11 protein-coding genes are annotated in these 10309 nt (G+C 69.8%); 8 read left to right on the top strand and 3 right to left on the bottom strand.

The genetic code is table 11. The features are described 5' to 3' along the window. Positions 1-168: 168 nt before the first annotated feature. A complete protein-coding gene (locus ACZ6SA_RS19165) occupies positions 169-1683 on the bottom strand; it encodes a golvesin C-terminal-like domain-containing protein (RefSeq protein WP_465829278.1) in 1515 nt (504 codons plus the stop codon). Between the two features lie 184 nt (positions 1684-1867). On the opposite strand from ACZ6SA_RS19165, the gene ACZ6SA_RS19160 reads away from it, so the two are divergent. Both ACZ6SA_RS19160 and ACZ6SA_RS19155 read left to right on the top strand, forming a co-directional pair. Further along, on the top strand, positions 1868-3835 hold the full coding sequence (locus tag ACZ6SA_RS19160; RefSeq protein WP_465829276.1) for a family 10 glycosylhydrolase: 1968 nt from the start codon (positions 1868-1870) through the stop codon (positions 3833-3835). Between the two features lie 54 nt (positions 3836-3889). Then, complete coding sequence (locus ACZ6SA_RS19155; protein ID WP_465829274.1) at positions 3890-5038, top strand: sensor histidine kinase; 1149 nt, start codon at positions 3890-3892, stop codon at positions 5036-5038. A gap of 43 nt (positions 5039-5081) precedes the next feature. On the opposite strand, the gene ACZ6SA_RS19150 is transcribed toward ACZ6SA_RS19155, so the two are convergent. Further along, entirely contained in the window at positions 5082-5471 is a 390-nt protein-coding gene (locus tag ACZ6SA_RS19150; RefSeq protein ID WP_465829272.1) for a YbaB/EbfC family nucleoid-associated protein, read from the bottom strand. Further along, a complete protein-coding gene (locus ACZ6SA_RS19145; protein WP_347647918.1) occupies positions 5468-5860 on the bottom strand; it encodes a YbaB/EbfC family nucleoid-associated protein in 393 nt (130 codons plus the stop codon). The genes ACZ6SA_RS19150 and ACZ6SA_RS19145 overlap by 4 nt, the downstream gene beginning before the upstream one ends. A gap of 129 nt (positions 5861-5989) precedes the next feature. Here ACZ6SA_RS19145 and ACZ6SA_RS19140 point away from each other — a divergent pair, with 129 nt between their 5' ends. From ACZ6SA_RS19140 to ACZ6SA_RS19115, 6 genes are all read left to right on the top strand, one after another. Continuing rightward, a complete protein-coding gene (locus ACZ6SA_RS19140; protein WP_465829270.1) occupies positions 5990-6310 on the top strand; it encodes a hypothetical protein in 321 nt (106 codons plus the stop codon). Then, positions 6301-7227: a DUF4258 domain-containing protein gene (locus ACZ6SA_RS19135; RefSeq protein WP_465829268.1), complete on the top strand. Its 927-nt coding sequence runs from the start codon at positions 6301-6303 to the stop codon at positions 7225-7227. The genes ACZ6SA_RS19140 and ACZ6SA_RS19135 overlap by 10 nt, the downstream gene beginning before the upstream one ends. 5 nt (positions 7228-7232) lie before the next feature. Continuing rightward, positions 7233-7475, top strand: coding sequence for a DUF2283 domain-containing protein (locus tag ACZ6SA_RS19130; RefSeq protein ID WP_347647921.1), 243 nt, complete (start codon positions 7233-7235; stop codon positions 7473-7475). Positions 7476-7884: 409 nt separating this feature from the next. Next, the gene (locus tag ACZ6SA_RS19125; RefSeq protein ID WP_465829266.1) at positions 7885-8205 is read left to right on the top strand and encodes a hypothetical protein; all 321 of its coding nucleotides are present in this window, start codon (positions 7885-7887) and stop codon (positions 8203-8205) included. Next, complete coding sequence (locus ACZ6SA_RS19120) at positions 8196-9083, top strand: hypothetical protein (RefSeq protein WP_465829264.1); 888 nt, start codon at positions 8196-8198, stop codon at positions 9081-9083. The genes ACZ6SA_RS19125 and ACZ6SA_RS19120 overlap by 10 nt, the downstream gene beginning before the upstream one ends. 72 nt (positions 9084-9155) lie before the next feature. Beyond that, entirely contained in the window at positions 9156-10262 is a 1107-nt protein-coding gene (locus ACZ6SA_RS19115) for a tetratricopeptide repeat protein (protein WP_465829262.1), read from the top strand. The last annotated feature ends 47 nt before the right edge of the window (positions 10263-10309 follow it).

Here is a 10309-nt window from a genome sequence, read left to right as displayed (position 1 = left end):
TGACCCCGATCCACCCGCGGCCCGGGGTGCCCACGGAGGACGATCGGCGGGGGGGTGGGGAGTTTGGGGGGGGGAGGGGGGTGGGGGGGGATTGGCCCGGGAGCGGGCGCCGCCCCGGCCCGCGTACGGCTCGTGCCCCCGCCAGAGTGGGCACGAACCGCACGGCTTTCAGCTCCGGCTGATCCGTACCGCGTCGGCGATGACGTAGCCGGTGCCCGAGGTCCACCGGCTCACGCCCACGACGTTGTAGGTGCCGGCGTTGAGCGAGAAGGATCCGATGCTGCGCCAGGATCCGCCGCCGGATCTCTGGTCGACGTAGACTGTCTGGTTGCCGCTCGATGTCGCCACGATGTACGGCGCCGAGCTGTTGTATCCGGCGTCGGACGGATACCAGACCTCCACGTGGTACGTGCCCGCGCTGGGGATGGTGGCCGAGTACCAGGCCGGGTCGCTGGAGGAGACCGGGTCGGCGAAGCGGTAGTCGGCGCCGTGGCGCTGGCTGGAGTAGGTGGAGGTGCCCCAGTTGGCGCTGGCGGTGAACTGGCCGGAGGTGGCGTTGTCGACGGTCGTCGTCCACGACGGCGGGTCGTCACCACCGGTCACGTAGTTCATGTACGTGGTCCAGTTCCAGTGCCTGCCCGGGTCGGTGTGGGTGGCGCCGGGCACCTCGTTGTGCCCGATGATGCCGGTCCGGGTCTTGGGGATGCCGTACTTGTCGCAGAGGTGGCGCGTCAAGGCGGCGGAGGCCCGGTACATGGCGTCGGTGAACCAGGAGGCGTCGTCGACCCAGCCTTCGTGCTCGATGCCGATCGAGCGGGTGTTGTAGGACCAGTTGCCCGCGTGCCAGGCGACGTCCTTGTCGCGCACCATCTGGGTGATGGCGCCGTTGGACGACTTGACCACGTAGTGGGCGGAGACGTTGGCGCTGGGGTTCTGGAACCAGGAGATGGTGCCGGCGTACGAGCCCTGGGTGACGTGGATGACCACCCGGTCGATGTTGTAGCTCGATTCCCGGCTGGAGGCGGTGTAGTTGCCGGAGTTGGCCGCGACCCAGGCGGCCGGCGGGTAGTCGGTGCTGGCCACGGCGCGCGCGTTGAGGTCGCGGGCGTTGGCGAGGTCGCCGCGGTCGGCGGTGACCTCCTGCGGCTTGACCTGCACGCCACGGATGTCGATGCCGAGGCCCAGCCCTTCGTAGACGGCGTCGGCGTACAGGCGGGCGAGCTCGGGTGAGGTCGCGTTGCCGTACTTGGCCACGGCCTGGTACCAGCGGCCGATGTCCTTCCTGGCCGTCTCGTCGAGGCCGAGCTTGTCGGCGTGGGCTCGCAGGACGGCGGCGCCGCCGAGGATGTTGGCCTCGTCGTCGGCGCGCAGCTTGTCGACCGGGAGCTTGGTGAGCTCTGCGGCCTGTTCGAGCGAGTGGTTGGTGGGGTTGCTGACCAGGTGCATCACGCCGTAGCCATTGCTGGCGCTGGGCTCGCCGCCGTGCCCGTCGAGGTGGGTCTCGGCGTAGGCGAGGGCGACGAGCAGGTCGCGGGGCACGTCGTGTTCGGCGGCGGCGCGGTCGAACGCGGCGGCGAGCGGGTTCTCCTCGGCCGTGGCGACGGCGGGCTGACCTGCGACGATGAGCAGGACGGCGAGGAGGGAGGTGGCGAGGGCGGCTAATCGCGTGCGGGCGAGAGTCATGGGTGCTCCTCGTTGAGGGTAACGGGGGCACGGTACGACACCTTCCTGACTAATGTCGATAATTGACATTACTTCCCGGTTAAGTGAAACTTTTCGCCCCACCTTTCCGGGAGGCGAGGGGCTCGTGAGATTGGGCCCCTGAAAACTATTGCGCTTTCAACGAGTGGCGCTGAAACTTCCTTTCGTGACCGCGCTCCTGCGTACCGTCCTGGCGGCGCTCACCGCCGCACTCGTCAGCATCGTGGCCCCCGTCCCAGCGCCTGAAGCCATGGCAGCCACCGCGTCAGCCGACTGCGCGACCGACCCCGCGACCCCGAAGCGCCAGCTCAGGGCCATGTGGATCTCCTCGGTCGCGAACATCGACTGGCCGAGCCGCACCGGGCTGAGCGTGTCGGCGCAGCAGGCGGAGTTCCGGGCCTGGCTCGACCTGGCCGTACGCAAGCGCATGAACGCCGTGATCGTGCAGATCAGGCCGACGGCCGACGCCTTCTGGCCGTCGCCCCACGAGCCGTGGTCGCAGTGGCTGACCGGCACCCAGGGCCGCGACCCCGGCTACGACCCGCTGGCGTTCATGGTGAACGAGGCACACGCCCGCAACCTGGAGTTCCACGCCTGGTTCAACCCGTACCGGATCGCCAACCACGACGACCCGAACAGGCTGGTCTCCACGCACCCCGCGCGCACGAACCCCGGCTGGCGCTTCGCCTACGGCGGCAAGCTCTACTACAACCCGGGCATCCCGGAGGTCCGCGCCTTCATCGAGGACGCGATCATGGACGCCGTCTCCCGCTACGACGTGGACGGCGTGCACCTCGACGACTACTTCTACCCCTATCCGGTGAGCGGCCAGACCATCCCCGACGCCGCCACGTACGACAGGTACGGCGCCGGGTTCGCCACCATCGGCGACTGGCGGCGCAACAACGTCAACCTCCTCGTACGCGAGCTCGACCAGCGAATCCACGCCGCCAAGCCGCACGTCTCGTTCGGCATCAGCCCGTTCGGCATCTGGCGCAACGCCGGCACCGACCCGCTCGGCTCGCGCACCTCGGGCCTGCAGTCCTACGACGCGATCTACGCCGACAGCCGCGAATGGGTCAAGCAGGGCTGGGTCGACTACATCTCGCCGCAGATCTACTGGCACATCGGGTTCTCCACCGCCGCGTACGAGGTGCTCACCGCCTGGTGGTCGGACGTCGTACGCGGCACCGGCGTGCAGCTCGTCGTCGGCCAGGCCGCCTACCGGGCGGGCGCGTCCGGGGAGGCCGCCGCCTGGCAGGACCCGGCCGAACTGAGCGACCACCTGCACGACAACAGGAAACACCCCGAAGTGGTCGGCGACGTGTTCTTCAGCGCCAAGGACGTCAGAGCCGACAGGATCGGCGCGTTCACCCGGGTCGTCGACGCCCACTACACCAGGCCCGCGCTCCTGCCCGCGCGCGGCTCGGGCAGCGCGCCGGGCGCGCCGTCGATCACCTCGGCCGCGCGCGCCTCGGACGGCGTCCGGCTGGCGTGGACGGGCTCGGGCACCGCGTACGCGGTGTACCGGGTGGACGGGGAGCGGTCCGCGGCCGACCCGTGCTTCTTCGCCGACGCCCGCAACCTCGTCACGACGACCCGGCAGACGACGTTCACGGACACGACCGCCGGCGGCTCGGCCTACACCTACTACGTGAGCGCGCTCAACCGCACCCACCAGGAAAGCACGCCGAGCGCGGGCCGGGTCGTGGCGGCGGGCGGCGGCACGTTCAGCGTCGTCGTCGACAACGCCGGCACCGGCTTCACCGCCAGCACGAACTGGGGCACCTCCTCCTTCTCCGGGCAGCTGCACGGCACCGACTACCGCTTCGCCCAGCCGGTGTCGGCCAGCGACCCCGCCTGGTTCCGTGCGGCCATCCCCAGCGCGGGAACCTACCGGGTCGAAGTGTGGTATCCGTCCGATCCCGGCTACAACAGCGCGACCCCGTACATCGTGGCGGCGTCAGGCGGCAACCGGACGGTCTCCGTCGACCAGCGCTCGGGGGGCGGGCAGTGGCGGGTGCTCGGGACGTACACGCTGGCGGCCGGCACCTACGACGTGGTCGGCGTGAGCCGCTGGACGCCCGCCACGGGATACGTGATCGCCGACGCGGTCCGCATCACCAGGGCGTGACCGGTCGTGCGCTGAGGGGTGGGCACGCCAGTCCCGCGAACGTACGATGAGCCGGTGGACGGAGCCCGCCCGCGGCCGATCGACGCGATCGCGGTCATCGTCGCAGCAGGCCTGACCGCGGCGACCGGCTACCAGGGTCTGGTGCTGGCGCTTCTGATGGCGCCGGCGCTGTCGCTGCTCTGGATGCGCAGGGCCCCGCTCACGGTCGCGTGGATCAGCGCGGGCACGGCGCTCGCCCTGCCGGTGCTCCTCGTGTTCGCGGCGCCCGCCGCGGTCCCGCCCGTGGGCGCGCCGTTCTGGCCGCCCACGGCCGCGTTCGCCGCGTACGGCGCGATGGCGTTCGCCGGAAACCGGCCCAGTGATCGGCCCAGTGATCGGCCCAGTGATCGGCCCGGCGACCGGCTTACTGATCGGCACCCCGGGGCCGCGCAGTGGTTGCCGGTGATCGTCCTGGCCCTCGCCGTGCTGGCGCTGCCCCACCAGATGCCCCTCGTCCTGCGTACCGAGACGGTGATCGCACTCGCGGTCATGTACGGGATGTACACCGCCGCCCGGGCCCGGATCCGGCGCGGGCAGGCCGAACGGGCCGAGCGGATCGAGCGCGAACGGCTGGCGGGCGAGATGCACGACGTGGTCACCTATCGCGTGAGCCGGATGGTGTTGCAGGCCGGGATGCTGGCCATGAGCGCGCCCGACGAGCGGGTGCGGACGGCGGCCGAGGAGCTGCGGGCGACGGGCTGCGAGGCGCTGGACGAGCTGCGCCACATGGTGGCGCTGCTGCGGCGCACGTCGGGAGAGGGCTTCGACCTGGGGTTACCGCTGCCCGACCTGCGACCGCTGATCACCGAGTCGGCCTGCGCGGGGGTGCCCGTCGAGCTGGCGGTGACCGGCACGCCCGCGCCGGTGCCGGGCGTGGTGGGGCGGGCGGCGTACCTGCTGGTGCGGGAGGCCCTGACGAACGTGCGCAAGCACGCGCCCGGCGCGGACGCGCGGGTGCAGGTGAGCTACCGGCCGGGAGCCGTACGGCTGAGCGTGCGCAACACTCCCGGCAGGCCGGACGCCTGGGTCGCCGTCAGCGACCCCGGCATGGGCCTGCTCGACCTGTGCCGGCACGTGGAGCTGGCCGGCGGCACCATGGAGATCGGCCAGGACGCCGACGGCGGCTTCCGCGTCGAGGCGTCCTTCCCCACGTCACGACCGTGACCCGTCAGGCCCGGTCGTCCCGTGCGCCACCGGCCGTGACCCGTCAGTCCCAGCCGGCCAGGGCCTGTTCGAGCTCGGCCCGGGCGGCCACGGGGTCGTAGCCGGGGATGGCCTCGCGCAGCACCTCGTCGGTCTGCCGCTCGGCGTCGGCGCACGCCGCACCGATCGCCGCGAGCACCTCGTCGGCCAGGTCTCTGCTGCCCAGCCGCATGGCGCGGGGGTCGAACGTGACGTCGAGAACGCGGCCCTCCTGGTCGACCGACGCCGTCACGTGTCGCGACGGCCCCTTTCCGGTGCCGACGATCTTGTCGAGGTCGTTCTGCGCGGCCTCCATCCTGGCCATGAGCTGGTCGCCCTGCCGCACGGGCGCGTCGACGTCCTCCTCGTCGCCGAAGGGCTGGTCGAAGCCGTACACGTTCCGCCTCCCGTTCACGAAAGAAGGTCGCGGGCCGCCTGCTCGACCCGGTCGCGGACGAACGTCTCGTCGAGCGGCTTGGGCAGCGCGTCGGCGCGTTCCGATGCCTCGTCCGCTATCTCCCGCGCCTGGCGCGCGGCCTCCTCCTGCGCGGCGCGCAGCACCGCCGTCACCTGGCCGCCGAGCGCCCGCTCGCCCTGCCGCAGCGCCCGCGGGTCGATGCGCAGGCGCGTCACCCTTCCGTGCCCGTCGGCGGCCGCATCGATCAGCCCGTCCCTGCTCTCCGCCCGGCCCTGTACCTGACCGATCGCGGCCTGAGCGGCTTTGATGCCGCGGATGACCTCCCGGCTCTTCTCGACGTACCGGGCCACGAACTCCGCGTCGTCCTCCGGTGCTGGTGGGCGCATGTCTCACTCCGATGGTCATGAGCGAACCGGCGGCCCAGTCTAGCGACACCTGGTTCGTTCCCTACCAATGTGCCAAATGTCATGACAAGTCACGCAATATCGCTAATGAGTCACAGTACAATTACTGATATGACGGGAATGGAGATGGACCTGGGAGGAACGGGGCAAGATGCCTCCCTGGTCAGGACCCACGCGGAGGAACACCACGCCGCTCTCAACCCCCTCGCGCACCGCGGGGACGGCGTCTCCTCCTTCGGGGATGATGGCACGTTCGGCATGTTCATCGGCGCGTACGCCGAGAGCCGGCAGGTGTCGATGGCCGTGCACCAGGGGCTTTCCACGGTGATGCAGGACACCGGCGACGGCATGCACCTTGCGGTCAGGAACGCCGCGGACACCGAGGCCGCGAACGCCGAGGCGTTGAGAGACACCGGTGCCACATGGGCATAACCGTCCCTCCAGAGGTCAGCGGCATCATGCCGATGGTCAGCACCTGGTACACCATCGACGAGGACGACATGCGGACGGAGAGCGCCGCCGCCCGCGCCACGTCCACACAGGGGGTCTCCGCCGCCGCGCAGGGGGAGAGCGCGGTACGCGGCGCCGGGCAGCACTACGGCGGCGAGTCCGGCACCGCCTTGCAAGCCCACTGGGACAAAACCGGGCTCAGCGGCGGCCACCTCGAGCAGGCCGCCAACGCGGCGAGGCTGGCACCCGTGGGCCTCGAAGGCGCGGCCAACGTGGTGTCCGGGGTGAAGGTCGCGACCATCATGCAGGCGGCGCACGCCTCGGTCGACGTCGCCCGGCTGCTGGCCCTGGGCGCCGTGGCCGGCGGCACCGCGTTCGCCGTCAGGCGCATCCTCCTGGCCAGGGCCCGCAACCGGATGATCAGGAAACAGGGCGTGCAGGGCACCGGCGACGTGCTCGGCCAGCTGCTGCGCCGCCGGGTCACCGAACCGGGCCGCCGCATCCTCGACGATCTCAACCGCCTCAACGGCCCCCGCGGCACGCCCGCCCTGGCCGGCACGGGCGGCCGCAGCCTCCCGATGCGCCCGGCAGGACTGCGCTCGCCGTCCGGCCCTCGCTCCGTCCAGGACGGCATGGCCCAGATGAGCCGCAGGAGCGGCAGGGGCAGGGGCAACTCGGGTGGCGACAACAACGGCGGCTTCTTCTCCCGCCACGCGAGGCAGCGCCAGGAAGAGCGCGACGTCTCCGAGCAGCAGATCAATGAGACCCTGTCGCAGGGAACCAAGAAGCCCGGCAAGAACCCCGGCACGTCCGAGTACGAGGGGGACGACGGCCTGGTGGTGATCCGGAGCGACAGCAACTTCAAGGTCATCACGACCTTCTGGAGAAGAAAGAAGTAGCAGGCTTGCGGATCGAGTACAACGACGAGAACGACGTCGCCTACGTCTACCTCGTCGACACCATCAACGCCGGCGAGTCGGCGACCCAGATCCCGGTGGAGGCCGACGAGATACCGGGATACGTCATCCTCGACCTGGACAAGGAGGGCGCTCTGCTGGGGATCGAGATCGTCGGCGCCTCCCGCATCCTGCGTCCCGCGACCCTCTCGGCCGCACAGAACGACGAAGCGGACCAGGACCTGACCTGAGGTCACGCGGCACCTGCCGCGCCTTCCCGGGGTTCGTCACTCTCCGGCCGGAGCCCGCTTAGTTCGCGCCCGGGCGGCCACGGGCTCGTATTCGGGGATCGCCTCGCGTGCCAGCTCGTCGGTATGCCGCTCGGCGTCGGCGAGCGCCGCACCGATGGCCCGCGAGCACTTCGTCCTCGTCTCGTGACACGTTTTGCGTTCTTCCCCAAAAGACGTATGTCACGAAAAGTCCCGCGAGGACCATTTCCCTGCCGTCAATAGGCATGACTGGAGTCAGACGGCTTCAGAGCGAGACGAGCTACGGACCAGCCGCTCGGCCTATGCACAGGATGTTCGGTTTTTTCCTCTGAGTCGCACGTGCAGTGCAGTGCCCGGAGTCTGCGTCGGCTGCGTCGGCATCGTTGTGGCCATGACGGAACTCGAAATTTCTCTGGGCTTAACGGGAGAGAAGGCGTCCCTGGTCGGGACCCACGCGGAGGAGCACCACGCCGCTCTCAACCCCCTCGTGCAGCGTGGGGACGGCGTCTCCTCCTTCGGGGATGACGGCACGTTCGGCATGTTCACCGCCCTGTACGCCGAGTGCCGCGAGATGTCGATGGCCGTGCACCGGGCGCTGTCCATGGTGATGCAGGACACCGGCGACGGCATGCACCTGGCGGTCAGGAACACGGCCGAAACCGAGGTCGCGAACGCCGAGGGCTTCGAGAAGCCCGATACCGCATGGGCGTAGTCGTCCCCCCTGCGGTTGAGGGCATGCTGTCGATGATCAGCCCGGGCTACACCGTCAACGAAGACGACATGCGCAGCGAGAGCACCGCCGCTCGCACCGTGGCCGCCCAGGCGCTCCCCGCCACGATGCGGGCGGAGACCGCGGTACGCGGCGCCCAGGAGCACTACGGCGGCGGGTCGGGCACCGCCCTCCAGGCCCACTGGGACAGGACAGGGCTCAGCGGCGGCCACCTCGACCAGGCCGCCACCGCGGCGAGGCTGGCGCCCGTGGGGCTCGAGGGCGCGGCCAACGTCGTGTCCGGGATGAAGCTCGCGACGGCCGTGCAGGCCGCGGCCGCCGCGGCCGACGTCGCCAAACTGCTGGCTTTCGGCGGGGCGGCCGGAGCGACGTACGCCACCGCGCGCGTGCTCGCGGCCCGCGCCGCGGCCGCCAAGATCCGGCGCGAAGGTGTCCAGGGCACGGGCAACGTCCTCGGCCAGTTGTTGCGGCGCAGGGTCACGGAGCCGATGCGCCGCATCCTGGACAACCTCCGCCGCCCCGGTGGGCCCGGCGGGACGCCCGCCCTGGCCGGCACGGGCGGCCGCAACGTCCCTATGCGCCCCACTTCTGTCAGCCGCAGCGGCACAGGCGACAACCGCACCGCCTCCATGCTTGGCCGTAGACGCAGTAGCGACAGCAACGACAACAACAGCAATAATAATAATAGCAATAACAACAACAACAATAATAATAATAAACCTCCACTCAATCAGCAGAACAGAAACGAACATAAAAAGGGTGCGAGCAAGTCAAAGAGGGACAAGCACCAGAACGCCGCCCGCCACGGAGGACGCCGCAGGATTCCGGAGAATCCCAACAAGAAGAAAAAGAAAAAGTAGGCGGCCTATCAGTGTCTAAAATAGACCATAGCCGTGACGACGAACGCCGCTGGGCAGGCAGGGAAAATGGACATGAATGGCAACGACCTGCTCGCCAGGGCCGAGCAGCTGGCCGAGGCGGAGGACTACCAGGGGGCAGCTGCCGTGTATGCCGAGGCGGCCAGACAAGGCGTGCCCGGAGCAGCAATCGCATACAGCGAGATTCTGATTCATCTGGAGGACTACGCCACGGCCGAGCCCGTGTTGCGCGAGGCGCTGGCCGCGGGAGAGGCGGAGGCCCGCGACTGGCTGGCCGATCTCCTGGTGCAAACCGGCCGCGCCGTGGAAGCCGCTCAGCTGATGGAGCAGGCCGTCGGCCACGAGGTAGCCGCACTGCGCGCGGCTACCATCTGGGCCGACGCTGTGGGCGACCGTGAGCGCGCCGAGGAGTGGTACAGGAAAGCAGTCGAGCGCGGAGAGCCTGGCGCCCTCAACGACTTCGGCACCTTCCTCAGCGAGGACGACTCTCGCCAGGATGAGGCCGAGCACCTGTTCCGCCAGGCCGCCGAACAGGGAGACGCGCTGGCGTTCGGCAACCTGGGCAGCCTGGAACTCGACCGGGGCGCTCCCGAGGCGGCCGTCGCCTGGTTGCGCAGAAGTCTGCTGGAGGCGGAGGACCAAACCGGATCGACGGCGCTGCTCAAGCTGGCCACCGCCGAAGCGCAGCTGGGCAACGATGACGCAGCGCGCGAGCTCTACGACCGCGCCGTGACCGAACGGCTGGCGGGGGCACATGTCGAACGCGCCACGTTCCTGGTGGAAAGGGGGGAGGACGAGGCCGCGGAGGCCGACTTCCGCGCGGCGGTCGAAAATGATGACGAAGGCGCCCGCTATTACTACGGCGAGTTTCTGGTGAACAACGACCGTGTGGGAGAGGCGGTCGACCATCTCGACCGGGCGGTGGCCGACGGCTCGGATGCCGCCCACGAAACTCTCGCCAAGATCTACCTGGAGCGCGGCGCGATCAAGGCTGCCGAGGACCATTTCAAGGAGAGCATCGCCGCAGGCTGGTTGAGCGCTGTCTTCGCATACGCCGGAATGCTTCGCAGCGAGGGTCGCGGCGACGAGGTGGCGGCGCTGGCCTCTGAGGCCGAACGGCTCGGCGCCACCCCGGACCAGATCGCCGAACTGACCGGCTAGGAATTCGCGAGATACGCCGGGCGGCTCACTTCGTGCGTTCCGGGGTT

The sequence above is a fragment of the Nonomuraea sp. NPDC049378 genome (genome assembly GCF_055586745.1).
The sequence above is the reverse complement of the archived record's forward strand: the minus strand, read 5'-3'. Positions and strand labels throughout refer to the sequence as shown.